The sequence below is a fragment of the Pseudonocardia sp. ICBG1293 genome, assembly GCF_020131355.1.
In the GTDB taxonomy this organism is placed as follows: Bacteria; Actinomycetota; Actinomycetes; order Mycobacteriales; family Pseudonocardiaceae; genus Pseudonocardia.
Genome location: NZ_JAHLEL010000014.1, coordinates 79,771 through 106,217 on the forward strand (window position 1 = coordinate 79,771; position 26,447 = coordinate 106,217).

The 26,447-nt window shown below is 75.4% G+C and carries 19 protein-coding genes; 7 read left to right on the top strand and 12 right to left on the bottom strand.

The genetic code is table 11. The annotated features are described in order from the left end of the window. Positions 1-80 precede the first annotated feature (80 nt). From KPF47_RS08725 to KPF47_RS08750, 6 genes are all read left to right on the top strand, one after another. Positions 81-1,115, top strand: coding sequence for a cytochrome P450 (locus tag KPF47_RS08725; protein WP_224388001.1), 1,035 nt, complete (start codon positions 81-83; stop codon positions 1,113-1,115). A gap of 84 nt (positions 1,116-1,199) precedes the next feature. Further along, the gene (locus tag KPF47_RS08730; RefSeq protein WP_224388002.1) at positions 1,200-2,195 is read left to right on the top strand and encodes an iron ABC transporter permease; all 996 of its coding nucleotides are present in this window, start codon (positions 1,200-1,202) and stop codon (positions 2,193-2,195) included. Next, the gene (locus tag KPF47_RS08735; protein ID WP_224388003.1) at positions 2,192-2,959 is read left to right on the top strand and encodes an ABC transporter ATP-binding protein; all 768 of its coding nucleotides are present in this window, start codon (positions 2,192-2,194) and stop codon (positions 2,957-2,959) included. Before KPF47_RS08730 ends, KPF47_RS08735 begins: the two co-directional genes overlap by 4 nt. A 124-nt stretch (positions 2,960-3,083) precedes the next feature. Continuing rightward, positions 3,084-3,446, top strand: coding sequence for a hypothetical protein (locus KPF47_RS08740; RefSeq protein ID WP_224388004.1), 363 nt, complete (start codon positions 3,084-3,086; stop codon positions 3,444-3,446). 59 nt (positions 3,447-3,505) lie between these two features. Beyond that, positions 3,506-5,368: an IS481 family transposase gene (locus tag KPF47_RS08745; protein ID WP_224388005.1), complete on the top strand. Its 1,863-nt coding sequence runs from the start codon at positions 3,506-3,508 to the stop codon at positions 5,366-5,368. Positions 5,369-5,454: 86 nt separating this feature from the next. Next, complete coding sequence (locus KPF47_RS08750) at positions 5,455-6,063, top strand: ABC transporter substrate-binding protein (RefSeq protein ID WP_374108816.1); 609 nt, start codon at positions 5,455-5,457, stop codon at positions 6,061-6,063. 44 nt (positions 6,064-6,107) lie between these two features. Here KPF47_RS08750 and KPF47_RS08755 read toward each other — a convergent pair whose 3' ends face one another. The 3 genes from KPF47_RS08755 to KPF47_RS08765 all read right to left on the bottom strand — a co-directional run bounded on the left by KPF47_RS08755 (position 6,108) and on the right by KPF47_RS08765 (position 8,748). After that, positions 6,108-6,869, bottom strand: coding sequence for an SDR family NAD(P)-dependent oxidoreductase (locus KPF47_RS08755; RefSeq protein ID WP_224388006.1), 762 nt, complete (start codon positions 6,867-6,869; stop codon positions 6,108-6,110). Between the two features lie 19 nt (positions 6,870-6,888). After that, entirely contained in the window at positions 6,889-7,755 is an 867-nt protein-coding gene (locus tag KPF47_RS08760) for an ABC transporter substrate-binding protein (protein WP_374108822.1), read from the bottom strand. A 234-nt stretch (positions 7,756-7,989) separates the two neighbouring features. Then, the gene (locus KPF47_RS08765) at positions 7,990-8,748 is read right to left on the bottom strand and encodes a class I SAM-dependent methyltransferase (protein WP_224388008.1); all 759 of its coding nucleotides are present in this window, start codon (positions 8,746-8,748) and stop codon (positions 7,990-7,992) included. 166 nt (positions 8,749-8,914) lie between these two features. Here KPF47_RS08765 and fabG point away from each other — a divergent pair, with 166 nt between their 5' ends. Further along, positions 8,915-9,673 (top strand): 3-oxoacyl-ACP reductase FabG, encoded by a 759-nt coding sequence (gene fabG, locus KPF47_RS08770; protein WP_224388009.1) that lies wholly within the window; start codon positions 8,915-8,917, stop codon positions 9,671-9,673. 74 nt (positions 9,674-9,747) lie between these two features. Here the strand turns inward: fabG and KPF47_RS08775 are convergent, their stop codons facing one another. From KPF47_RS08775 to KPF47_RS08815, 9 genes are all read right to left on the bottom strand, one after another. Next, a complete protein-coding gene (locus tag KPF47_RS08775) occupies positions 9,748-11,199 on the bottom strand; it encodes a hypothetical protein (protein WP_224388010.1) in 1,452 nt (483 codons plus the stop codon). 185 nt (positions 11,200-11,384) lie between these two features. After that, a complete protein-coding gene (gene cydC / locus KPF47_RS08780; RefSeq protein ID WP_224388011.1) occupies positions 11,385-13,091 on the bottom strand; it encodes a thiol reductant ABC exporter subunit CydC in 1,707 nt (568 codons plus the stop codon). Then, complete coding sequence (gene cydD / locus KPF47_RS08785) at positions 13,088-14,875, bottom strand: thiol reductant ABC exporter subunit CydD (RefSeq protein WP_224388012.1); 1,788 nt, start codon at positions 14,873-14,875, stop codon at positions 13,088-13,090. The genes cydC and cydD overlap by 4 nt, the downstream gene beginning before the upstream one ends. A 5-nt stretch (positions 14,876-14,880) precedes the next feature. Continuing rightward, entirely contained in the window at positions 14,881-15,945 is a 1,065-nt protein-coding gene (gene cydB, locus KPF47_RS08790) for a cytochrome d ubiquinol oxidase subunit II (RefSeq protein ID WP_224388013.1), read from the bottom strand. Between the two features lie 15 nt (positions 15,946-15,960). Then, positions 15,961-17,478 (bottom strand): cytochrome ubiquinol oxidase subunit I, encoded by a 1,518-nt coding sequence (locus KPF47_RS08795; protein ID WP_224388014.1) that lies wholly within the window; start codon positions 17,476-17,478, stop codon positions 15,961-15,963. A gap of 111 nt (positions 17,479-17,589) precedes the next feature. Further along, positions 17,590-19,041 (bottom strand): M1 family aminopeptidase, encoded by a 1,452-nt coding sequence (locus KPF47_RS08800; protein ID WP_224388015.1) that lies wholly within the window; start codon positions 19,039-19,041, stop codon positions 17,590-17,592. Between the two features lie 57 nt (positions 19,042-19,098). Then, positions 19,099-20,811 (bottom strand): heparan-alpha-glucosaminide N-acetyltransferase domain-containing protein, encoded by a 1,713-nt coding sequence (locus KPF47_RS08805; protein ID WP_224388016.1) that lies wholly within the window; start codon positions 20,809-20,811, stop codon positions 19,099-19,101. Then, entirely contained in the window at positions 20,808-21,509 is a 702-nt protein-coding gene (locus tag KPF47_RS08810; protein WP_224388017.1) for a BPL-N domain-containing protein, read from the bottom strand. The genes KPF47_RS08805 and KPF47_RS08810 overlap by 4 nt, the downstream gene beginning before the upstream one ends. After that, positions 21,506-26,341 (bottom strand): Pls/PosA family non-ribosomal peptide synthetase, encoded by a 4,836-nt coding sequence (locus KPF47_RS08815; protein WP_224388483.1) that lies wholly within the window; start codon positions 26,339-26,341, stop codon positions 21,506-21,508. The genes KPF47_RS08810 and KPF47_RS08815 overlap by 4 nt, the downstream gene beginning before the upstream one ends. Between the last annotated feature and the right edge of the window lie 106 nt (positions 26,342-26,447).

A 26,447-nucleotide genomic window follows, 5' to 3' on the forward strand; every position in this document is an offset into this window, starting at 1 on the left:
CTCGTCTCATGACGTGCCCGTTCAGCGCCCGCACCCGATCCCTGTCCGAGCCCGGTCCCACGGTTCCCGGAGGGCCGGTCGTGCGCACGGCGCTGACCGGCGGGGCCGCGGTGTGGGTGGTCACCGACGACGCGCTCGCCCGGCGGGTGCTCACCGACCCGCGGTTCGCGAAGGACACCGCGCTCGCACCTCCGGGCGTCACCGACCTCGAACCGTCTGCCAGCGAGCGGCTCTCGCTCACCACCGCCGACGGTCCCGGGCACGCCCGGCTGCGTCGCGCGCACGCACCGCTGCTGTCCGCCCGCGCGCTCGCCCGGTACTCCGGGCGCGTCCGCTCCCTCGCCTCCGCCCTGCTCGAGGGGCTCGGCCCCGGTGAGGTCGACCTGACCGAGGACGTCACCACCCGCTACCCGCTGGCCGTCGTGCTCGAGGTCGTGGGCGCGCCACCCGGGCTCCTCGACGACGCCGTCGCCGCCTGCAGGGCGATGTGGAGTCCCGACCCGTCGGTGGCGGGAGCGGCGTTCGGACGGCTGCAGGCGATCGGCACGGCCGCGGTCACCGACGGGACCGGCGACGGCGTCGCGGCCGGACTGCGTGCCGCCCTGCCCGACCTCACCGACGCCCAGGTCGGCTACCTCGTGTTCGGGCTGGTGTTCGCCGGGCAGCTCACGACCGACGCCGCGCTCGGGTACGTCGTCGCCCACGCCCTGGACTCCGGGCTCGCCGGCCGCACCGCCGAGGAGCTCGACGCGCTGGTCGCCGAGGTGCTGCGGGTCCACCCGCCCGCCCCGTTCTCGCTGTGGCGCTTCGCCCGGACCGGCGTCGACCTCGACGGTGAGCCGCTGCCCGCCGGGGCTCCGGTGCTGGTCGACATCCGGGGGATCGACGCCCGCCCGGCCGTCGGGCACCCGCTGACCTTCGGGTACGGCCCGCACTTCTGCGCCGGTGCGCACCTGGCCCGCCTCGAGCTCCGCACCGTGCTGGAGGTGCTGCGCGACCGGTTCCCCGACGCCCGTCCCGCCGGTCCGGTGGCCGGGCTCGTCGAGGTGCACCCGGGCGGGCCGGTCGGGGCGCGGCTCGCCGCGCTACGGGTACGGCTGCGACCCGGTCGGTGATCGTCGACGCACTCGAGACCCCGCCATGACAGGACATGATGAACTGTGCAGGTGTGGGAACGGGATGCGGTGCGGTCCGGGACGGTGACCGTGGCACTCGCCGTGCTGCTGGCGGCCGCGCTCGTGGGCTCGCTCGCGTTCGGCGCCGAGGTCCTCCCGGTCGCGCAGGTCGTCGACGCCGTGCTGCACGAGCGCCCCGGCCCGGTCTCGACGATCGTGTGGGACCTGCGGATGCCGCGCTCGCTGCTCGCCGCGATCGTCGGCGCGGGTCTCGCGCTGGCCGGGGCCGGGGTGCAGACCCTGGTGCGCAACCCGCTCGCCGACCCCTACCTGCTCGGGGTGTCCTCCGGTGCGAGCGTCGGGGCCACCGCCGTCATCACCACCGGGGCGCTGGGTGCACTCGGCACCTGGGCACTGTTCACCGGGGCGCTGGTCGGGGCCCTCGCGGCCGGGGCGCTGGTCGGGGCGATCGCCGTCGCCCAGGGCGGGATCACCCCGATCCGGCTGATCCTCACCGGCACCGTGCTCGGCTCGGCGTTCTCGGCGACGGCTAGCTTCCTGGTGTTCCGCTCCGGCGACCCGGCCGCCGCCCGGTCCGTGCTGTTCTGGCTGCTCGGGAGCCTGTCCGGGGCGCAGTGGGACCGGGTCGCGGTGCCCGCGGTGACGGTGGCGCTCCTGCTGGTGCTGCTCGGGGCGTTCAGCGGCTGGCTCGACGCGCTGACCGCCGGGCCCGACACCGCGGCCGCACTCGGCGTGCCCGTGACCGCCGCCCGGTCCGTGCTGTTCGCGGTGTGCGCGGTCGCGGTCGGGGTGCTCGTCGCGGTGTCCGGGGCGATCGGTTTCGTCGGCCTGGTCGTGCCGCACCTGGCCCGGCTGCTCGTCGGGTCCCGGCACCGGGTGCTGCTGCCGGTGACCGCGCTGGGCGGGGCGGTGTTCCTGCTCGTCGTCGACGTGGCCGCCCGGGTCGCGGTGCGGCCCACCGAGATGCCGCTCAGTGTGGTCACCGGGCTGATCGGTGCCCCGGTGTTCCTGGTGCTGATGGGGCGACGCCGCTACCGGACCGCCGGGAGCATGGCGTGATCCTGCGTGCCGAGGACCTGACCTGCGTGCTCGGCGGCCGCGCCGTCCTGACCGGGGTCGACCTCGCCGTCGAGCCGGGGGAGGTGCTCGGCGTCGTCGGTCCCAACGGCAGCGGCAAGTCGACCCTGCTGCGTGCGCTCGCCGGGATCCGCAGGCCCGCCGCGGGGCGCGTGCTGCTCGACGGCACCGACCTGACCGCGCTGCGCGCCCGGCAGCGGGCCCGGCGGATCGCGTTCGTCGGGGAGGAGGAGGACCTCCCGACGGACCTGTGCGCCGGGGAGGTCGTCGCGCTCGGCCTGGTGCCGCACCGGCCGCCGTGGGCGGGCGGCGACGCGGTCGAGCGGGCCGAGGTCACCGCGGCGCTGGCCGCGGTCGAGCTCGACGGTCTCGCCGACCGGCCGGTCGACCGGCTCTCCGGTGGCGAACGGCGCCGGGTGCTGCTCGCCCGGGGCCTCGCCCAGGACGCCGGTCTCCTGCTGCTCGACGAGCCCACCAACCACCTCGACGTCCGGCACGCACTGGGCCTGCTGGACCTGGTCCGGTCGCTGCGCCGGACCGTCGTGGTGAGCCTGCACGACCTCGACCTGGCCGACCGCTGGTGCGACCGCATCGTCGTCCTGCACGACGGCCGGGCCCTCCCGGCCGTGTCCCGCCTCGACCCCGACACCGTCTCACGGGTCTTCGGGGTCGCCGCCGCCCGCGTCACGCACCCGGTGACCGGGCGGTCCCGCCTCGTGTTCGACTCGCTCAGGGAGAGCCCGTGACCCGTCCGCCGACCCGTCCACCACGGCTGTACGCCGTCCTCGCCGCGGGGGTGGTCGCCCTCGCCGCCTGCTCGGCGCCCGCCCCGGCGCCTGCCGCCGCCGGTGACCCGCCGCCACGGTCACCGTGGCGAACTGTGGTGCCGACGCGCCGTTCCCGGCACCGGCGCAGCGGATGTTCGTCAACGACGGCAACATGATCTCGATGATCCTGGCGCTGCGCGCCCAGGACCGGGTCACCGCGGTGTCGAGCATGCAGCGCGACGCCGACACCCTGCGCCGGCACTACGGCGCCGCCGTCGTGGACGCGCTGCCGCAGGCCGCCCCCGAGTACCCCACGCTGGAGACGGTGCTGGCCCGCGCCCCGGACGTGATGGTCGCCGGCTGGAACTACGGCTACAGCGAGGAGAAGAACCTCACCCCAACCCGGCTGCGCGAACATGTCGGGTTCCGCTTGATGGGTGACACGCTGGCTCCAGATGAGGGGTAACGCTCCGCTCCTGGTCTCTGCTGTGCACGACGGTCGTCGTGCGAGAGGGGCCAGGACTGATGCTCGTGGAGTTGAGCGTCGTGGAGCAGCGCTATCACGCGGTGATGGAAGTCCTCTCGGCCCGCGCACCGGTGGTCGAGGTCGCCGCCCGCTACGGGGTCTCGCGCAAGACGGTGCACGCCTGGGTGCGCCGCTACCGCGAGGAGGGCCTGGCCGGGCTGGCCGATCGTTCCCATCGTCCGCACCGCCATCCCTGGCAGCTCGACGAGCAGGTCGAGGCCCTGATCTGCGAGATGCGCCGTAACCATCCCCGATGGGGCCCACGCCGGTTGGGCCACGAACTCGCCCGCACCGGCCTGACCCCGCCGTCACGGTCGTCGATCTACCGGACCCTGGTGCGCAACAACCTGATCGTCCCCACATCGCGGCGCCGGGCACGGGGCGACTACCAGCGCTGGGAACGACCTGAGCCGATGCAGCTCTGGCAGCTCGACATCATGGGCTCGGTCTGGATCACCGACCCCACCGCGCAAGGTGGGGCCCGGGAGGTCAAGCTCGTCACCGGTATCGACGACCACTCCCGCTTCGCCGTGATCGCCACCGTGGTCGAACGCGCCACCTCCCGCGCGGTCTGCCGCGCGTTCTGCGACGCCATGACCCGCTACGGGCCACCGGAACAGGTCCTGACCGACAACGGACGCCAGTTCACCGGCCGCTTCGCCCGACCCCGCCGGGTCGAGGTGCTCTTCGACCGGATCTGCCGCCGCAACGGCATCGACCACCTACTGACCAAGGTCCGGTCCCCGACCACTACCGGCAAGATCGAACGCTGGCATCACAGCATCCAAGCCGAACTACTCGACGACCACGGCCCGTTCGACTCCCTCGACGCCGCCCAATCCGCGATCGAGCACTGGGTCCACGACTACAACCACCACCGCCCCCACCAGGCCCGGGCCATGACCAGCCCGGCCACCCACTTCCCCACGGCCCAGCAGCGCCCGGACCCAGCACCCCGGATCTGGAGCCCGCCCGAGCTCACCGGCCTGCCCGAACCCGACGACCACGACCCGTTCCCGGACGACCTATCCGAGACCCCCGCCCCAGTCCCACCCACCGAACAGCCCGCCCCCGTCACCGTCCCGGTCCCGTCACCGCCGCCGGCCCATCCCGTTCCCACGGCCGCAGTCGAGATCGAACGCGTCGTCCCGACCTCGGGCAACCTCGGAGTCTGCGGTCAGCAGTTCTGGCTGGGCACAGCCCTGACCGGGCGGATCGCCACCCTCTGGATCGACACCACCACCGTCCATCTCAGCTTCGACGGCGTCCACCGCAAGACCGTGCCCTCCCGGATGACCACCACCCACCTGGCCCGCCTGCGCGCCGAGGGCGCCCGCACAGCCGGACCGGCCCCAGTCCTGCCCGCCGCCGACCGCGCACATCCCGGCCCGCTGCAGATCCACCGCACCGCGAACTACACCGGAGGAGTCTCGGTCGCCGGGACCCACCTCAACGTCGGCGCCCAACACGCCGGCCGCCGCGTCACCATCCACCTCGAAGACGGCCTGGCCCACGTGATCGTCGACGGCGTCCGCACCCGCACCACCACCCTGGAACTCACCCCGGCCCAGCGACGCAAACTCCGCGGCGCTCATGCCGCCGGCCCACTACCCGCCCCTGACGACCGCCCCGCCCGCACCCAACGCCGGGTCTCCTCCCAGGGCGCCACCCAGGTCATCAACCAGCGCGTCCTGGTCGGCCAGCGCTACGCCGGACAGCTCGTCACCATCGAGATCGGCGAGACCACCCTGACCGTCTACGACGAACACGCACACCACGTCATCACCCAGATCCCCCGCACCAGCACCCGGCCCCTGACCCGCTTCAAGGCCTACGGTGTCCGAGACCGAACAACTGGCTAGGAGCAGTTACCGATCATCTGAAGCCAACCCGTCCCGCATCATCTGAACCCAGACACCGGCTGCGCGAACAGGGCATCGCCCCGTACGTGCTGACCGAGTCCTGCCGCCGGGCCGACGGGCGGAGCGTCCGCGGCATCGTCGACCCGTGGACGGCGCTGCGCACGGACCTGCACGACCTGGGGACGATCACCGGGCACGCCGCCGACGCCGAGCGCGTCGTCGCCGACCTCGACACCCGGCTCGACGCGCTGGGGACGGCGCCGAGGGCGGCGACCCCGCCGACGGTGTTCCTGTTCGACAGCGGCACCGACTCGCCCTTCTCCAGCGGCCGGTTCGGCGCCCCGCAGGCGATCATGGAGGCGGCCGGCGCGCGCAACGCGCTCTCCGACGTCGACGACACCTGGACCGCGGTCTCCTGGGAGCGGGTCGCGACCGCGCAGCCCGCGGCGTTCCTGTTCGTCGACTACCCGCCGCAGACCTTCGCGGAGAAGGTCGCGCTGCTCAGGAGCCGCCCGGACACCCGTGACCTGCCCGCGGTGAAGGAGAACCGGTTCCTGAACCTGCCCTACGCGCTGTGGACCTCGGGCCCGCTCAACATCGACGCCGCCGAGCAGGTCCGGGCGGCGCTGGAGCGGTGGGCGCTGGTGCCGGCCTCCGGGCTCACGCCGCGCGCCGACGACGTCCCCCGCGGCTGAGGACCGCTGCCCGGGGGCGCCGTGCGGGCGCCCCCGGGCGCGGGTCAGGTGATGGTCAGACCGCCGTCGACGGCCCAGGTCTGGCCGGTGACGTAGCCGCCCGCGTCCGAGGCCAGGAACAGCACCGCGGCGGTCAGCTCCGCCGGGTCGCCCTTGCGCCCCATCGGGATGCGCTCGGCCATCTTCTCCAGGTACCCGGCCTGGTACTGCTCGGTCATCTCCGAGGCGAAGAACCCCGGCGCGACCGCGTTCACCCGGATGCCGCGGCGGCCGGTCCACTGCTGGGCCAGGTCCCGGGTCAGGCCGACGATCGCCGCCTTCGACGCCGAGTACGCCGCCTGCGGCAGTGACGCCGTGGTCAGCCCCAGGATCGAGGAGATGTTGACGATGCTCGACCCGGGCTGCATGTGTGCGGCGCAGGCCTGCGCCATCCAGTAGGAGCCGTGCAGGTTGATGTCGACCACCTCCCGGAACTGGTCCGGGGTCTCCTTCAGCGCGGGCACGGCGGTGCCGACGCCGGCGTTGTTGACCAGCACGTCCAGCCGGCCGAACTCGTCGACGGCGGCCTGCGCCAGCGCCCGGCAGTCCTCGGGCCTCGCCACGTCGGTGGCGACGGCGACCGCACGCCGGCCGGTCGCCTCGCCCAGGGCCACGGTGTCGGCCAGCTTCTCGGCCCGTCGCGCGCCCAGCACGAGGTCGGCACCGGCCTCGGCCAGCCCCTGCGCGAAGGCCACGCCGAGGCCGGACGACGCACCGGTGACGACGGCGACCCGGCCGTCCAGTCGGAACCGCTCCATCACAGTCACGCCGCGACCCTAACCCGGATCAGTCGCGGAGCTTCTCGGCGAGCTGCGGGACGAGCCGCTCGAGGGCGAACGGGGCCGAGAGCACGCTGTTGTAGGTCATCGCGCCGCGGGTGTCGGCGTCGGGCACGACCATGTCACCGCGGGCGACGACCGGCACCTGGCGCAGGACCGGGTCGGAGTCGACCTGCTGCTTCGCGGCGCCCTCATCGGCGAGCATCACCATGACGTCGCCGTCGAGCAGGCCGGCCTGCTCGGAGGCGACCTCGACGTAGAAGCTCTGCCCGTCGTCGCGCTCGGCGATCGCCGGGGGCTGGGCGAGCCCGAGACCGGTCATGAACCGGCCGCGCGCGTCGGCGTCGGTGAAGGCGCCGTACTTCCCGTCGAAGGGCAGCACGGTCGCGCCGATCTTCCCGCGGAGCTCGGGGTGCGCGGCGACGGCGTCGGAGAACGCGGTGTCGGCGGTCCGGACCAGCTCCTCGCCCCGGGCGGTCTCGCCGAGCGCGGTGGCGACCGCGCGGATCTGCTCGGTGCGGCCCACCCCGAAGGCGATCGACCCGGCGGGGCGGGCGACGACCGGTGCGATCGCGCTGAGCTGGTCGTGGGCGGCCTGATCGATGCCCGCGGACAGCGCGATGATCACGTCCGGGCGCAGGGCGGCGATCCGCTCCAGGTTGGGCTCGGGCTCGGTGAGCACCTGCGGGGCCTCGCCCTGCACGAGCCCGCGGGCCCACGGGCCCAGCCCGCCGGTCTCCTGGTAGAAGGTGTAGGAGGCGACCGCGACCGAGGTGACGCCCAGGGCGAGGACGGGGTCGGCGTCGGTGACGCCGAGCGCGACGACCCGCTGCGGGCGGGCCGGGATCTCGGCGGTGCCGAAGGCGTGGTCGATGCGGACGGGGAACGCACCGTCGGAGCCGGACGGCGCGGCGGCCGGTCCGGGATCGGAGGCGCAGGCGGTGAGCAGGCCCGCGAGGGCCAGCAGGACGATCGTTCGACGGAGCACGCCGGGACCATAGCCGAGCCTAGCCTTACCGGAAATGCCCGGATGATCTCAGGCGCCGGTCCGGCGGTCGCGCGTTCGCACCGGCGGCCGGTCCCCGCGCACCGGTGCGAACGCGCCGGGTCAGCCGCGCGGGCGGCGCTTGCGGGCCACGACGGCCCGGTAGAGCAGCGGGTCGCGGCTGGTCGCGAGCCGGTGCCGGTAGACGGTCGCCCCGAGCTCCTCGAGCTCGCCGGAGGCCAGCATCGAGGAGATGAGTCCGGCGAACCCGGAGGTGTCGCCGTCGGTCAGGAAGTCGTCCCGCAGGGTGATCGCGACGAAACCGTCCACCGCGACCATGTCGAACGCGGCGCGGAACGCCGCGGGCGGGATGTCGCCGAAGCCGAGCGCGGCGACGCAGGTCAGGGCGTCGAACCCGCCCGAGGCGATGTTCTCGGTGGTCTCCTCGTCGAGGGAGGTGAGGTCGACGACGTGGTAGTCGTCGTAGACCCCCGGGCGGTCCCGCTCGGCGGCGTCACGGGCCTCGGGCAGGATGTCGATCCCCACGACCTTGCCGACGCCACGGGCCCGCAGCTCCTCGGCGACGATGCCGTTGCCGGCTCCGACGTCGAGCACCCGCAGCCCGGACGGGTCGACGCCGACGGCGTCGAGCTGCTCGGCCAGCGCACCGGCGACGACCGCCGGGGACTGGCACTGCAGGATGTCGTAGAACAGCTTCTCGTAGAGTCCGGGGATCTTGTAGAGCTCGTCGTAGTCGTGGAAGCGGTACTCCGACCATCCCTGCCCGAGGTCCAGGACGCAGTACTCCGCGTCCTGCTCGAACGAGGTGGTGGGCTCCGGCAGCGCGAGCCGGTAGGTCGGTGCGGAACGCTCGACGGCCATGGACAACCTTCCTGGTCGGGAACGGACACCTCGACGCTAGTGCACCGGGGACCTCCGATCGGGGGTGAGCGACGTCGCACGGGCTGCGATGTGACTGCGCGGTGGGTGGTGACACGATCGGCTGCGGAACCGACCCGGAGATCACCGTCGATCAGCGAGGAGAGACATGACCCAGCAGCAGAGGACCGCCGTCGTGACCGGTGGGGCGCGCGGCATCGGGGCCGCCACCGCGATCCGGCTCGCCGCCGACGGGCACAAGGTCGCGGTGCTGGACCTGGAGGAGTCGGCCGCCAAGGCCACCGTCGAGGCCATCGAGTCCGCCGGCGGGACCGCGGCCGCGTTCGGCGCGAACGTCGCCGACGAGCAGGCCGTCGCCGCTGCCGTCGACGCGGTCGCCGAGCGGCTCGGAGCGCCCACCGTCCTGGTCAACAACGCCGGCATCACCAAGGACAACCTGCTGTTCAAGATGACCGTCGACGACTGGGACGCGGTCATGGGGGTGCACCTGCGGGGTGCGTTCCTGATGACCCGCGCGGTGCAGAAGCACATGGTCGACGCCGCCTGGGGCCGGGTCGTGAACCTGTCCTCGACCTCGGCGCTGGGCAACCGCGGCCAGGCCAACTACTCCGCGGCGAAGGCCGGCATGCAGGGCTTCACCAAGACCCTCGCGATCGAGCTCGGCAAGTTCGGCGTCACCGCGAACTGCATCGCGCCGGGCTTCATCGCCTCGGAGATGACCAAGGCGACCGCCGAGCGCATCGGTGTGGACTGGGAGGAGTTCAAGGCCGCCCGGGCCAAGGAGATCCCGGTGCAGCGCCCCGGCTCGCCCGAGGACATCGCCCAGACCGTGTCGTTCTTCGTCGACGAGCGTTCCTCGTTCGTCAGCGGCCAGGTCATCTACGTGGCCGGTGGCCCCAAGGCCTGACCACGGCACGGTCCCCACGACGAACGGGCCGGTACCGCAGTGGCGGTACCGGCCCGTTCGTCGTCGTGGCGGGGTCAGGAGGTGCTGTTCATCGGCACGATCGCCCAGCCGGGGATGTCGTCCTGGCCGGAGACCGGCACCGCGTCGGCCGAGAAGTTGACCAGCAGGACCGAGCCGTCGGCGGCGCGGAAACCGCCCAGCGAGGACCCGTCGGTCGCCCGGCCCAGCTCGACGGTGCCCTCCCGGAGCTTGGGCACCAGCCAGCGCCACGCGTCGGTCAGCGGCGTCGGCTGGCCGCCGTTCTCCTCGGTCGCGGGGCTCCACAGCGAGGAGTACTCCAGCGAGTCGCTGCCCTCGGGTCCCCACAGCAGCGCGCCCTGGGTGCCGGAGCGGGCCATCGCCTGCAGGGCGGCCACGGTCGAGACGGCGCTGGCGGGGGTGGCGTACCCGGCCTGGGCGTCGGCCGGGACGTTGGCGTAGAACTCCGCCCACCAGATCGGCAGCTGCGTCCGCTCCTGGATCCAGCGGTCGATGACCGAGAACTTCTCCGCGCCGACGTCGACCGGGGAGATCGCGTCCTGCTGGCCGCGGTTGGTGGTGGAGCCGTCGACGACGAGGAAGTCCGCGCCGACGTTGTTCTTCAGCCAGTAGTCCAGGACGTCGAGGGGACGCTGGTCGAGCGCGCCCCAGGGGCCGCGGATGTCCGAGGCGTCGCCCGAGTCGACCGGGACGCTGCTCATGACGACGTAGGGCCCGCCGACCTGCACGTCCGGCCGCACGGACTTCACGGCCTGGTAGACCTGGTTGTAGAAGTTCGTGTAGCCCTCGTAGTCCCAGCGGTTCTCGGCCTGGTTGTAGAAGCCCTTCAGCTCGTTCCACACCAGGACCCGGTCGACCTGCGGGTAGCGCTGCACGGCCTCCCGCGCCAGGTTGGCGAAGTCGGCGAAGTGCTCCGGCAGCGGCGCCTTCTCCAGCCGGTCCCAGCGGGTGGCGCCGCTGTCACGCGGGGCGCCCTTCATCCAGTCCGGGGAGCAGCACAGCGTCAGCATGGCCTTGCCGCCGGTCTCCTCGGTCAGCTGCATGCGCCGGTCCAGCGAGCCCCACTCGAACTCGCCGGGGCGCGGCTCGGGGTTCAGCGTGCCGAAGCCCATGATGTGGTGGTTCTGGTACTCCTGGCCGAGGCTGGACAGGATGTCGACGCCGCGCTGGCGGGCCTGTGCGGGTTCGGTGTCGTCGAGGCTGTCCTGGGTGTGGGTCACCCCGATCTCCATCGGCCCCGGCTGCTTGTCCCAGCGCCAGCCGTTCAGGTCGACGGCCCTGGCGGAGGCCTCCAGGGCCGAGGAGGGCTCGGTGCCGACCGTCGTGCCGTCGCCGCCGGTGCCCGAGGTGCAGGCGGCGAGGCCCAGCACCCCCGCCAGCAGCAGGGCCAGGGCCGAGGTCCGGCGGGGGCCGGACCGCAGGCGGGGGGTCCGCGACGGGGACCTCGGTCCGGACGTCGTCGGGGAGGGACGGCGTGACGCTCGCACGGGGTGGTGACCTCACGTTCTGACCGGACGCGGCGCCCGGCGGATGCCGTGGCGCGCGCGGGCTCGTACTGACTCCTGCACTCCTGCACGGGACGGTGTCCCGGCGAGGTGGTCCCAGCGTGTCAGGGGCCTCCTGTGACCTGCCTGAGAGAACCTCCTACCCGCCCGGAGCCGGCGCGAGCCCGCTACCGGACGTTCGGAGCAGGGTAGGGCCGCGGTTCGCGAGGGCTGCACGCAGCCCCGCTGTGCAGGTGAACCCTGTTGTCGCGCAGCGTGTACACCCGGTCGGCCCGCGGCAGCACCGCCGGATCGTGGGTGATGATCAACACCGCCCGGCCCGCCGCGGCGGCGAGCAGGTCGTCGAGGACGGCGTCGCGGGTGTCCGGGTCGAGGTGCGCGGTCGGCTCGTCGAGCACGAGCACCGCGGGGTCGACGAGCAGCGCGCGGGCCAGGGCGAGCCGCCGCCGCATCCCGCCGGACAGCCGGGCGCCGTGCGCGCCGACCTCGTCGTCGAGGGCCAGGCCGGTGAGCCCGACCCGGCGCAGGACGTCGCCGAGGTGAGCGTCGTCGGCGTCGGGTGCGGCCAGGCGCAGGTTCTCCCGGACCGTCGAGTCGAACACGTGCGGGTCGGCCGGCACCCCGGAGACCACCGTGCGGACCTCGTCGGGCGGGCGCAGCGCCAGGTCGTGGGTGTCGAGCCGGACCGTGCCCGCCCGCGGGTCGAGGAACCGGAACAGCACGGCGGCCAGCGTCGACTTGCCCGAGCCGCTGGCCCCGACCAGCGCCACCACCTCCCCGCGGCCGACGTCGAGGTCCACCCCGTGCAGCACGGTGCGGCCGCGGCCGCCCGGGCCCGTGCCGGGCCAGGCCGCGGTGAGCCCGCGGACCCGCAGGTCACCGCGGCGCGGCAGCGGCGGTCCTCCGGGGGCGCGGTGGGCGACGTCGGGCGCGGCGTCGAGCACCGGCACCAGACGGGCCAGCCCGGCGCGGACCGCGGCGAGCCGGGCCGCGGCGGCCGGCAGCGGTGCGACGATCTCGAACGCGGCCAGCGCGGTCAGCACCAGCACAGCCAGCCCGACCGAGCCCAGCGCCTCGGCGTCGACGGCGGCCACCCCCAGCAGCAGTGTCCCGGCCAGGGTGAGCCCGGCGACCAGGGCACCGGACCCGGCGCCGAGGCCGAGCAGCGCGGCGTCGCGGCGGGCGGTGCGGGTCAGCTCGGCGTCGGCCCGGGCGACCGCGTCGACGGCGTGGCCGGTCGCGCCGTGGGCGAGCAGCTCCGGGCCGCCGTCGAGCAGGTCGACCAGGGCGGTCGCGAGCCGGTCCCGGGCGTGGCCGGCGCGCTCGGCGGGCCGCCGGGACAGCGCCGCGGCGAGGGCGGGCACCGCGACCCCGGCGAGCAGCAGGCCGGCGGCGAGCAGCGCTCCGCCGGGGACGTACAGCGCGGTGGCGAGCAGCACCGCACCGGACCCGGCGACCGCGGCCGCGACGACCGGCAGCACTCCGCGCACGACCAGGTCCTGCACCGAGTCGGTGTCGCCGACCAGCCGGGCGACGAGCTCCCCGGGCCGGAACCGGCGCACCGGTTCGGTCGCGGCGAGCCGGGCGTAGACCCGCCCGCGCATGTCCGACAGCGCGCGCAGCGCGGCGTCGTGCCCGACCAGCCGTTCGGCGTAGCGGGCCACCCCGCGTCCGACGCCCAGGGCGCGGGTCAGCACGACGGCGACCGACAGCGCCGTCACCGAGGGGTGCTGGGCGGCGGTGGCGAGCAGCCAGGCGGCCAGCGACAGCAGCCCGGCACCGCAGACGGTGGCCAGCGCGCCGAGCAGCGCGCCCCCGACGACGCCGCGCAGCCGGGGCGCCAGCACGCTGCGGGCGAGCGACCAGGGGCTCATCGCGGGCCCCCGGCGGACGTGGCCGTGACCGGGGTGGCGGTGGCCGGGGTGATCGTGACGGTGCGGTCGGTGTGCCCGGCCCATCCCGCGTCGTGCGCGACGACGATCGCGGTGCGCCCGCGCAGCAGCTCGCCGGCCGCGGCCCGCACCGCGGCGGCGGAGTCGGGGTCGAGGTGGGCGGTCGGCTCGTCGAGCAGGACCAGCGGGGCGTCCCGCAGGAACGCCCTGGCCAGCGCGACCCGCTGGCGCTCGCCCGACGACAGCTGCGCGCCGCCCTCGCCGAGCACGGTGTCCCAGCCGTGGGGCAGCCGGGCGACGACGGCGTCGAGCCCGGCCCGCGCCGCCGCGGCGCGTACGGCGTCGTCGGTGACCGTCGCACGGTCCGGCCCGGCGCCGAGGCGGACGTTGGCGGCGACGGTGTCGGCGAACAGGTGCGGCTGCTGCGGCACCCAGGCGACCTCGCGGCGCCAGGCGTCGAGGTCCAGCGTCGTCAGGTCGGTACCGGTCCCGTCGCGGCCGTGCACGGTCACGGTGCCCCCGGTCGGTGCGACGGTGCCGAGCAGCACCCCGAGCAGAGTGGACTTCCCGGCCCCGGACGGGCCGCGCAGCAGCACCGTCTCACCGGGGGCGAGGCCCAGCGACAGCCCGGCGCCGGCGTCGGTGTCCGCACCGGGGTAGCGCACCCGTAGCCCCTCGACGGTCAGGCCGCGCCCGGCCGGGTCGGCGGCCGGCACCGGCGCGGTCCCGCCGGTCGCGCCGCCGGCCGGTCGGTCCAGCTCGGCGAACACCTGCCGGGCCGCGGCGACGCCCTCGGTGCTGGCGTGGAACCGGGCCCCGACCTCGCGCAGCGGCAGGTAGGCCTCGGGGGCCAGGACCAGCACGAACAGCGCGGTGGCGTAGTCGAGGTTCCCGTAGAGCAGCCGCAGGCCGACCTCGACCGCGACCAGGGCGACGGCCAGCGTCGCGAGGACCTCCAGCACGAACGCGGACAGGAACGCGACCCGCAGGGTGCCGGTCATGGCGTGCCGGTGCTCGTCCGTGGTCTCCCGGACCTTGCCCGCGACGACCTGCGCGCGGCGGAACAGCGCGAGCGTCGGCAATCCCTGCACCACGTCGAGGAAGTGCCCGCCCAGGCGCGAGAGCAGCCGCCACTGGCGGTCGGTGCGGGCCCGGGTGTGCATCCCGACCAGGGCCATGAACAGCGGGATCAGCGGCAGCGTGACCGCGATGACGACCGCGGAGATCCAGTCCGCGTCGGCGACCACGACCAGCACCGCGACCGGGACCAGCACCGCGAGCACCAGCTGGGGCAGGTAGCGGGCGAAGTAGTCGTCGAGGGCGTCCAGGCCGCGGGTCGCCAGGGTGACGATCTCACCGGAGGACCGCCGCGGGTCCGGCGCGGCGAGCGCGAGCCGGCGCACGAGCTGCATCCGCAGCTGGGACTTGGCGCGGGCGGCACAGCGCAGCGCGGCGGACTCCGCGCCGTAGGTCAGCAGCGCCCGCGCCACCGCGACGACGGCGACGCCCCCGACCAGCCAGGCCAGGGTGTCGAGCCCGGCGCCCGGCCCGGTGCGCGCGCCGCCGAGGGAGAACGACGGCGTCGCCCCGGCCACCACCCGCGACACCAGCCACGCCTGGGCCAGGATCAGCCCGGTCGCGGCGACCCCGCAGACCGTGGCGACGGCCAGCTGCACCCGGACCGCGCTCGCGGTGCGCAGCAGCCGGGGGGCGACCGGCGGGCCGCCCGCGGGCGGCCCGCCGACGGTGGTGGACGGGGTGGACACGGTCGTCATCGTGGTGCCGGTACCGCGGTGTCACCAGGGCCGGAGGTCCCGGCCGGGGCGACCCGCGCCCCGCCGAGACGGCGGCGGAACACCCAGTAGCTCCAGGACTGGTAGCCGAGCACCAGCGGCAGGAACACGGCCGCGATCCAGGACATGACGCCGAGCGTGTACGGCGCGGACGCCGCGTTCGCGACGGTCAGGGTGTGCGCGGGGTCGGTCGTCGAGGGCAGCAGCGTCGGGTACAGCTGCCCGAACAGCACGACCGACAGTCCACCGATCGCGAGCGCGGTGGCGGTGAACGCCCACCCCTCGCGGCCGGCCAGCAGCGCCACCCCGGCCGCGGCGAGGGCCGCGCCGGAGACCCAGGCGACCGTGGTGGTCCAGGACGGCTCGCGCAGCGCGAGCGTCGCGGCCAGGAACGCGACGGTCACCAGCAGCACCGGGACCACCGCGCGCAGCGCGAACCGCCGCGCCCGGTAGCGCACCGGCCCGTCGGTCTTCAGTGCCAGGAACACCGCGCCGTGCAGCAGGAACAGGGCCGTGGTGACGACGCCGCCGAGCAGGGCGTAGCCGTTCAGCAGGTCGGTGAGCGAGGCGGTGACCACGGTGTTCTGCCCGCTGCCCGGGGCGCTGAGCACGGTGGGCAGGCCACGGACCAGGTTCGCCAGCACCATGCCCCACACGAACGCCGGCACCAGCGACCCGAGACCGATCATCAGGTCCCAGCGGGCCTTCCACGGCGCGTCGGAGCGCTTGTGCCGGTACTCCAGCCCGACCCCGCGCACGATCAGGCCCAGCAGCACGAGCAGCACCGGCAGGTAGAGGCCCGACAGCATGGCGGCGTACCAGGCGGGGAACGCGGCGAACATCGCGCCGACGGCGGCGATCAGCCACACCTCGTTGCCGTCCCACACCGGGCCGATCGCCCCCAGGGCCGCCTCCCGGTCCTCCTCGTCGTCGCGGCCCAGGACGCGGACCAGCATGCCCACGCCGAAGTCGAAGCCCTCGAGCACCAGGTAGCCGGTCCAGAGCACGGCCACGGCCAGGAACCAGATCGTGGGCAGGTCCATCGTCGCCCTCCGGGGTCAGTAGCTGAACGCCGCGGGGCGGCGCTCGTCGTCGGTGCCGACGGCCGCGCCGTCGTCGGGGTCGTCGCCGGTGCCGTCGGGCCGGTCGACGTAGGGGAGTGCGGCGGCGGGACCGGCCTGCACGTAGCGCAGCAACAGCCGTACCTCGACGACGGCGAGCACCCCGTAGACCGCGGTGAAGGCGGCGAGGGAGAACGCGACCTGGCCCAGGCTCACCCCCGGGGAGACGGACTGCGCGGTGAGCAGCTCGCCGTGCACCGTCCAGGGCTGGCGACCCATCTCGGTCAGCACCCAGCCGGCGATGTTCCCGGCGAGCGCGGCCGGCAGCGCGGCGACCACACCCCGGTAGGCCCACCGCCGGAGCCGCCCGGCCGGAGCCGGTGCGCCGTCCCGGGTGAACCCGGGCAGCCGGCCGCCGCGGGTGAGCCAGAGCCCCGCCGTCGCGACCGCGACGCCGGCCAGGCCGAGACCCATCATCAGCCGGAACGCCCAGTAGAGGACGGCGATGTTGGGCCGGTAGTCCCCGGGCCCGTAGAGCGCCTCGTACTGCGCCTGCACGTTCTCTATGCCCTGCACCGGGCCCCACGGGCTCCCGGTGGCCAGGAAGCTCAGGACCCCGGGGACCTGCACGTTGATGTGGTTGCGGCTGCCCTGGACGTCGCCGACGGCGAACAGCGAGAACCCGGCCGACTGCTCGGTCTCCCACAGCGCCTCGGCCGCGGCGAGCTTCATCGGCTCGTGGGTCGCGGCCAGCTTGGCCTGGTGGTCACCGGAGGCGACGACCAGCACACCGGCCACCAGGGTGACCAGGAACCCGGTGCGCAGGGTCTTCCGGAACAACGCGTGCTCGCCCGGGTGCGGCGTCGCGTCACCGGGACGGCCCCAGCGCTCCCGCATCAGCTTCCAGGAGCTCACCGCGGCGACGAACAGCCCGGCGATCAGGAACGCGGCGGCGACGACGTGGGTGTAGGTGGACCAGGCCTGCGGGTTGGTCAGCACGGCGCCGATGTCGGTGAGCCGGGCACGGCCGGTGGCGTCGTCGACCTCGTAGCCGACCGGGTTCCGCATCCACGCGTTCGCCGCGAGGATGAAGTACGCCGACAGGTTCGACCCGATCGCGGCGGCCCAGATGCAGGCCAGGTGCACACCCTTCCGCAGCCGGTCCCACCCGAAGATCCACAGCCCGATGAAGGTGGACTCCAGGAAGAAGGCGATGAGCGCCTCCATCGCCAGCGGCGCGCCGAACACGTCACCGACGAAGGTGGAGTAGGCGCTCCAGTTCATCCCGAACTGGAACTCCTGCACGATCCCGGTGACCACGCCCATCGCGAAGTTGATCAGGAACAGCTTCCCGAAGAACGTGGTGGCGCGCAGGTACTCCTCCCGGCCCGTGCGGAACCAGGCGGTCTGCAGCGACGCGACGATCACCGACAGTCCGATGGTCAGCGGCACGAACAGGAAGTGGTAGATCGTGGTGATCCCGAACTGCCAGCGAGCCAGGTCGAGCGCGTCCATTCCGGACCTCCCGGGCGAAGTTCTACGTCCAGTAGTAGTTCTACCGGAAGTAGAAGATCAGTGGGGAGCCGGGCCCGGTGGCGCTGGACACGCGATCCGCCGCGGGTGCGCTCAGCCCCCCGTGCGGGGGGCGAAGGCCCCGTGCTCGCGCAGCACGTCGAGCACCTGCGGCAGGTCGGCGAAGGCCCGCTCGACGTCGGCCGGGGCGGCGACGCGGTGGGCGTTCGCGTCGACGTAGCCACGGATCGCGGCGTTGAAGCGCTCGGCCCCGACGGCGTCCCGGCCGGCGAACAGGGCCGCCGCGCCCTGGTCGTAGACGCCGTCGACGAGGTCGGTGAAACCGCCGCGGGAGTCCCAGAACGACATCGGGGCGCCGATCGGGCCGGCCACGTCACCGGGCCCGAAGCTGCCGATCCGGTAGAGGTCGCGCTGGCCGGCGACCAGCGCCTGCGCCCAGGTCGTGAACGCCTCGTCCAGCCACGGGTCGCGGGCCTGGTCGTTACCGACCAGCGAGTAGAACCAGGAGTGGGCGATCTCGTGCGCGGCCAGCGACGGGCGGGTGGCGTCGTCGACGTCGCCGAACTGCAGGTGGGTCGGGAACTCGACGCCGTCGCTCTGGGTGGGGACGACGGTCAGCCACAGGTCCGGGTACGGGTACGGGCTGAGCAGCCGTTCCAGCGCGGGCAGGAACCGGGCGACCACGTCCTGCCAGTCCTGCGCGGAGCCGCGCAGCTCACCGCCGCGCCGGACGCCGGCGCGGCCCGCGGTGGGCAGCGCGACGTGCACCCGGGTGGCCCCGACCGTGGACGCGGTGACCTCGTAGGCGCCGACGGCGACCGCGACGTCGCGGACCGCGTCGGCGGAGAAGGTGCGGGTGAGCCGCCCGCCGCCGGCGTCGCGGGTGCCGGTGGCCGTCCCGACCCCGACGACCTGCTGGTCGGCCGCCGCGGTGACCGCGAGCGAGGCGAGCCGGTAGTCCTCGGCCACGACCGTCTCACCCGACATCCGCACCGCCGGGGTGCGGACCCAGCCGCGCCCGCGGACCCAGTCCAGCACCGGCAGCGGGCTGCCGAGCCAGGCCGTCCCGGCCGACGGGGAGTAGCCGATGCGTTCGGTCGAGTCCTCGCCGAGGGTGAGGGTGAAACCGAGCTGTGCGGTGACGATGGTGCCCGCGTCGACGCAGGCGGGCAGCGGCAGCTCGACGAGGGTGCCGGGAGCGCCGTCGGGGGCGCCGGCCTGCTCGGTGCGCGGGGTGACCGGGGTGCCGTCCACGCTCGCGGTGGTCACCCGGGACGAGCCGCCGTCGGAGACGACGGTCGGGCGGTTGGTCCAGAGCCGGAAGACCAGCTCGCAGATTGGCGCGTCCGGGGTGAATCGGACGCTCTGGCGGCCGGTGGCCGAGGACAGGTCCGGCGCGAGGTCCAGCGAGGCGTCGACGACCGGGCGCTGCGGCCACGGGGTGGCCCGTTCGACCTGCGGGACCCCGGCCGCGCAGCCCCCCAGTACGGCCAGGACGACGGCGACGCCGACGAGGGCCCGGCGCCGCCGGGTCAGGTCGATCATGGTGGCGAGGCTAGCCGTGGTGCCGGCGGGCGGCGACCGGCGTGGCCGCCCGCACGGCTACGCCACCCGATCGCGGCCGCGCGACCGGTCGCGGGCGCGCAGCCGGTCCCGGACCGCGTGCGCGGGCGTCGACACGAGCGTCTCCAGCGGGCCGCGGCCGACCGCGCGCCGCCAGGCGGTCGCGGCGGCGACCGCGACCGCGACCTGCCAGAGGTAGCCCTCCCACGGGCCGAGGTCGTCGAGCGCGGAGTTCATGAACAGGATGGAGGCGACGTAGAGGGTGAGCGTCATCGACCCGGCGGCCGCGAGCGGGCGCAGCAGGTAGCCGAGCGGCCCGGCGACGCCGCGGGTGGTGACCGAGGCGAGGAGCAGGACCGCGCCGAGCACGGCCAGCGCCGAGCCGGTGGTCTGCACGACGTCGAGCGGGGTGCCCGAGTGCGGTGCGACGGTGGCCAGCCACCACCAGGTCGTGGTGGGGGTGACGCCGTCGGGGTAACCGGTCACGACGTCGGCGACGGTCGGGGCGCTCTCGAGCAGCTCCGGCGGGCTCGCCGCGGCGATCGCGGCGTACCCCCCGGCCGGGCCGAGCAGCCACATCGACAGCCCGGTGGCGGCCACGGCCGCGGCGACCCCGCCGACCAGCAGCGCCGTCGCGGTACGCCGCCCGGACAGCGGCAGCCGACCGACGACGATGCCGACGGCCAGGTAGGCCAGCCACACCACCGCGGGGTAGGCCCCGGTGAGGGTCAGCTCCGACAGCAGCGCCCCCGGATCGGTGACGAGGTCGGCGACCGAGGGGTTGCCGAGGTCGGGCAGCGGCAGGAACGGGCGCACCAGCTGTGACCCGACCGGGACCCCGAGGCACAGCAGCACCGCGAGCGGTGCCAGGACCCGGGTGGGTAGCGCGACCAGCGGGATCGCGAGCAGGAACGCGACCGCGTAGTACGGCAGGATCAGCGCCGCGATCGACGGGTCGGTCCAGCTCAGTGCCAGGGCCAGCGCCATGAGCACGCCCGCGCGGGTGGCGAGCATCGCCGCGGCCGTGCGCAGGTCCGGGCCGGGGCGGACCCGGGCCCGCCCGGTCATGAACGCGAACGAGATCCCGGCCAGCACGGCGAACAGCGCCGCGGAGCGGCCGCCGAAGACGAGGTAGCTGGGGGTGGGGGCACCGTCGTCGGTGGCCTCCACCAGGGCGTGCACGGCGATGATGCCGAGCAGCGCGACACCACGGGTGGCGTCGACGCCGGGCAGCCGTGCCGCCCGCTCCGCGCGGGGAGGGGTGGCGTGCGGCGTCGCGGTGGACCCTTCCGTCGCGGTGGTCCGTGTCGCCGTGGTGGACCCCGCCGCCGCGGTGGCCCGTGTCGCCGTGGCCGACGGTGTCGCCGCACCGGGCCGTGTCGCCGCGCCGGGCCGTGTCGCCGCGCCGGGGAGTGTCGCCGAGATGGACCGTGTCCCGGTGCCGGGCCGGGTCTCCGCGGCCGGGCGGGGGGCCGGGACCAGGTACTGGGTCGGGACGTCGGTCCGGTCGGCCTGGCGGGCACCGGGACCGAGGGGCTCGCCCGGACCCCGCGGCGGGTCGGCGCGCCGGTGGCCGCCACCCGGGCCGTCGGCGGCGGGGGCCGGTACCCCGTGCCGGGGGCGGTACCGGACGCCGTCGGCGTCGTGCCGGGGGCCGGCGGGCCGCGTCGGGGCCGGGGCGCCGGGTGGCCGCGGTGGTGCGGAGCGGTCCGGGCCCCGCCGGGACGTGCCGGGCGGCTGCGGTCGGGTCATGTCAGCACCTCGTCGATCAGCTGGTGCCCGAGGTCACGGGCGTCGGCCGCGGGCAGCCCGGCATCGGCGAACCAGTCCGGCCCGGCCTCGGGGTGCGGGCCGACGCCGCCGACCCGGCCGCGCCCGAACGGGGTCACGGCGGCGGCGACGAGACCGTCGGGGTAGCGGGCCAGGACGGTGCCGGACTCCAGCAGGAAGTGCGGCCCGTCCTGGAAGAACAGGCTGCGGTCGCGGCCGCGCCAGTCGATCCGGACCAGGGCGTCGCCGTCGTGGCCGACGGTGGCGCCGGGCGAGTCGATCCAGCGGTCGGTGTCGCCGGGCAGCAGCGCGAACCCGGGGGTGGCCCCGGCGAGGTAGCCGCCCAGACAGAACCCGAGGTAGCGACCGCCGTCGCCGACCCAGTCGCGCAGCACCCCGGCCACCGGGCGCATCGCGCGCCAGCCCGCGGCGAGCGTGCCACCGCCGGGCTGGGCGTACAGCACGGCGCCCGCGAGCGCGTTCGCGGTGAGCGGGACCCGCTCACGGGGACCGGTGAAGTGCACGTCGAACCCGTGCCGGGAGGACGCCAGCAGCGCCGCGACCGCCTCCGCGCACCCGGTGGGCTGCGACGCCGGACCGCGGTAGACCAGCGCCACGGGTCTGCCGTCGCCGACGGGGGCAGGGGCGGTACGGCCGAGCAGCCGCCCGAGCAGGCTCACCGTGGACCCGGCCCGGGCCGGACGGGGCGGGCCTCACGCGGCCGCGGCACCGCGGGCGGTACCGACGGAGGCACCACGAACGGCACCGCTGCGGGCGTCGACGGGGGCGGCAGGGGCACCGGTCCGGGCGCCGGCAGGGGCGGCGATGTGGGCCGCGATGTGGGCAGCGGTGTGCGCACCGAGGTGGGGACCGACACGGGCGTCGACGGAGGGACCGGCGGCCCGGTGCGCGGGCCCGGGGCCGGCCGGACCCGGCGGGTGCGTTCCGCGGAACGCGCCCCGGGACCCTGCCCGGCGCGCCCCGCGGGGACGACGGCGCCGTCGCGGTCGTCCGGGTCCGCGGCGCGGCGGTGCCGCGGACGGGACGGGGCGCCCGGTCCGGCGGGGGACCGGCCGCCGTACCCGGCGCCGGGACCGCCCGGGGTGCCGGGACGGCCGGGCGCACCGGGACGGCCGGGGGTGCCGGGACGGCCGGGCGTGCCGGTCGCACCGGTCCCGCCGGTCCCGCCGGCCCGGTGCCGCCCGGGACCGCGGCGGGGGGTCTGCCGCCCGGCCAGCACCGAGCGCATCAGGAGGGTGCGCCCGGGGTCGTCGGCTCCCCGTACCCGGGTCAGCGCCGTGGTCCGCTCCGGGTCCGCTGCGGCGGCCCGGGTCGAGTCCGCCACGGGGTCCACCGTGACGGCGGGGACGGCCTCGGTCCGGGACGCCGTGTCGGACGCCGTGTCGGACGCGGTGTCGGGCCCGGTGTCGGGCCCGGTGTCGGCGTCGGCCGCGACCGCCGGGGCGGACCGGGCCGCCGGGGCCTCGCCGGGGACGGCCGGGTCCGCGGTGGGCTCCGGGGCCGCCTCGGGCACGGCGCGGGCGGTGATGCCCCGCCACCGGGTGCCGGCCGGCAGGTGCTCGCCCTTCATCACCAGCGACAGCGGGTCGAGCCGGGTCCCGGCGCCGACCACGGCGTCGTAGAGCACGATCGCCCGGTCGCCGACCGAGGCGCCGTCGGCGACGGTCACCGTGGACATCTTCATGACCCGGTCCTCGAACAGGTGGGTCTGCAGCGAGACGTCCCGCCCCACGACGGCGTCGTCGCCGATCTCGACCAGGTCGTACTCGGTCAGGTAGGTCGTGGACACGCAGGTGCGGCGCCCGATCCGGGCACCGAGCAGCCGCAGCATCGGCGGCAGCAGCGGGGTGCCGGACAGCATGCTCAGCAGCCCGGGCACCGCGGAGGCCTCGTACAGCCCGGTGACGAACTCCGAGCGGCGCACGAACCGGCTCCACAGCGGCTCGGTCCGGGGCCGGTAGGTGCCCACGACCAGCCACTTCACCACCGCGACCAGCAGCACCAGCGCCAGCGCCGAGGCCAGTGCCAGCACCGGTGCGGCGAGCACGACCCCCCACGCCGGGCCGGTGCGGGCCACGTCGGACAAGCCCTGCAGGAACAGGTAGAGCGACACCGAGATCGCCGAGGCGGGCAGGGTGGCCCGCAGGAACTCGATGCCGAGCCGTTCGGCGACCCGGCGCCGTGACGGCGCGAAGGTCAGCGACTCCGGGTGGTCGCCGGAGCCCTGGCGCACCGGCAGGTGCATCGCGGGCGACCCGAGCCAGGTGGTGTCCCGGGGCACGCCCGCGGGCGGGGGCACCGTCGCGACCCCGATCAGCGACTCCTCGCCCAGCGTCGACCCGGCCGGGACGACGGCGGCGTTGCCGACGAACGCGCGCCGCCCCACCAGCGTCGGCCGGCGGACCATCCAGCCGTTGTGGAAGGTCGCGCTGCCCACGCTGGCCATGTCCGCGACGAAGCTGCCCTGGGAGATCGTCAGCATCTCCGGGTCGAGGTGCGAGGCGGTGGAGACCTCCGCGCCGCGTCCGATCCGGGCGCCCAGCAGCCGTAGCCAGCCCACCGTGTAGAGCGTGGAGTACAGCGAGTTGGTGTAGGTCAGGCTCATCTCGAGCAGCTTGTCGCCGAACCACTTGCGCAGCCCGAGCGCGGACCGGGCGGGGAACACCCCCGGACCGGTGCGCGGCGCGACGGCTCGGCGGCCCCCCGCCACCAGCACGCACACGGTCACCACGAACACCGGCCCGACCACGGCGGCGACGAGCAGCGCGGGACCGTCGCCGAACAGCAGCAGCGAGGTCCACACCAGCAGCACCGCCGGGACCAGCGCCAGCAGCGACACCAGCTCCAGCACGGCGACCCCGGCCAGCGCCGCGGCCCGCTGCGGCCGCGTCCAGGACGGTGCGGGGCCGCGCTCGGTGAGCTCGGCGACCGCGGCGTCGGCGGCGTCGGGCACCGCGGGGGACCCGGCCCAGTGCTCCGCGGGCGGGACCACCTGCTCCGCGGCCAGCGCGGACTGCTCGCCGACCACGGCGTCCGCCCCGACCACCGCGCCCGGCTCGACGACCGTGCTGGCGCCGACGTGGGCGCCCTCGCCGACCGCGATCGGGGCGACGGTGACCCAGCCGTCGGCCAGCGTCCAGGGCCGCAGCGCGGCGCCGTGGCCGACGGTGGCGCCGTCGCCGATCCGCAGCAGCGCCGGCAGCGACAGCACCGAGGTGCCGACGTGCACGTCACGGCCGATCCGGGCACCGAGCAGGCGCAGGTAGGCGGGCGCGAGCGGCCCGCCGGAGAGCACCGGCAGCGGTGACATGGACAGCAGCAGGTCCGCGGCCCACAGCCGCAGTTGCACCCGACCCCACATCGGGTACCGGCCGGGACGGACCCGGGCGGTGAGCGCGCGGACCGCGAGCGGGGCGAGCAGCCAGCGTTGCAGCAGGAACACCGCGGTCGCACCGACGGCCAGCTGGGCCAGCACGTCGGGCGCGACCCGCCCGCCGTGCCAGGCGTAGACCCCGGCGGCGGGCAGGGTCATCACCAGCATGAGCAGGAACAGACCTGCGCCCTGTGCGGATCCGGCGCGGGTGTAGCGGCCCCGGGAGTGGCGCAGCGGCTCGGGCCGGGGCGGCGGCGGGACCGACCCGTCGCCGCCGTCACCGGCCGAGTCGGGGTGCAGGGCCGCGGCCAGACCGCGCACCGTGGGGTTCTCGTAGAGGTCGCGCACCGCCGGGCTGCGGCCCACGCCGCGCTCGCGCAGCAGGGTCACGACGCGGGCGGCGAGCAGCGAGTGCCCGCCGAGCTCGTCGAAGAAGTCGGCGGTCACCGAGACCTGCCCGGCGTCGAGCGAGAGGACCTCGGCGAGCACCGCCCGGACCGCGGTCTCCAGAGCGGTCGACGGCTCGGCGTGCGGGCCGTGGGCCAGGACGATCCGCGGACCGGACGGAGCGGGCAGCCGCGACCGGTCGACCTTGCCGCTGGGCATCATCGGCAGGGCGTCGAGCACCTCGAGGTGGCCCGGGACCATGTACTCGGGCAGCCGGGCGCGCAGCAGCCCGTGCAGCCCGGCGCGGTCGACGGTGCCGCCCGGCCCGGCGGCCCCGACGCCGTAGACGGCCAGCTCCTCGCCTGTCCCGTCCCCGGTCCTCGAGACCGCGGCGACGGCGCTCTCCACGTCGGCGTGCTCCAGCGCGACGGTCTCGATCTCACCGAGGTCCACGCGGTGGCCGCGGATCTTCACCTCGTCGTCGGCCCGGCCCAGGTAGATGATCTCGCCGCGCTCGTCGAACCGGGCGAGGTCGCCGGTGCGGTAGAGCCTGTCGTCGCCGTTGCGCGGGGCCGCGGGGTGGTGGACGAACCGGTCCGCGGTCTTGTCCGGCAGGTTGACGTAGCCGATGCCGACCCCCGGGCCGCCGATGCAGAGCTCGCCGACCTCGCCGCGGGGCACCTCCCGCAGGGCGTCGTCGAGGATGACCGCCGAGTAGGTGGGCACCGGGCGGCCGATGGTGACCGGTCGGCCCGGGAGCAGCTCGCCCCAGGTGCAGGTCACGGTGGTCTCGGTGGGGCCGTAGGTGTTGAGCATCCGCCGTCCCGGGCGGGCCCAGCGCTCGACCAGCCCGGCCGGGCAGGCCTCGCCGCCGACGAGCAGGGTGCGCAGCGCGGGGAGCTCGCGTGGGATCGTCGCGAGCAGGGTCGGCACGCAGCACAGCACGGTGACGCCGGTGTCGGCGAGGAAGTCGCCCAGCTCGGCGCCGATCCGGCGGGAGTCCGTCGGTCCCACCACGAGCGTCGCCCCGGCGGCGAAGGTCGGCCAGATCTCCTCGATGGAGAAGTCGAAGGAGATCGTCATGCCCTGGTAGACGCGGTCGTGCGGGCGGACGTCGTAGACACCGGTGATGACGTGCACGAAGTTCCAGATGCTGGGGTGGGCGATCGCGACGCCCTTGGGCCGGCCGCTGGAGCCGGAGGTGTAGATGATGTAGGCCGGGGAGGTGGGGTCGGCCGGGTCCGCGGCGGGCGCCGGGACCGGGTGTCGGGGCAGTGCGGCGACGGCGTCGACGCAGGTGTCGAGCAGCACCAGCCCGCGGGGCGCCAGCTCGCCCGCCAGGTCCGAGGTGGTGACCAGCAGGTCCAGCCCGGCGTCGTCGCGGATGTAGCCGACCCGGTCCACCGGTGCCGCCGGGTCGATCGGGACGAACGTGGCACCGGTCTTGCCGACGGCCAGCAGTACCGCGTAGGTCCGCCACGTCCGGTGCAGCAGGATCCCGACGCGCCGGCCGGGTCCCGCGCCGAGCCCGGCGAGGTGGCGTGCGAGCTGGTTGGCGCGCGCGTCCAGCTCGGCGTAGGTGAGCTCGAGGCCGCCGTCCTGCAGTGCGATCGCCCGCGGGGACCGGGCGACGGTGGCCTCGAAGAACCGGTGCAGGCGGTCCGGGTGCCGCGCGGGCGCGCCGGCGGGGGCCGGGCGCACCGCGGCTACCCCCGCGCGGGGCGGGGACATCGTCACGTGCCGTCATCTCCTCACACGGCGGCGGACGATTCGGTGGCCGGAAGGGGAGCCCCGGGTGGGTTCAGGGTCGGACCGGGTGGCGCCGCCGTGGTACCCC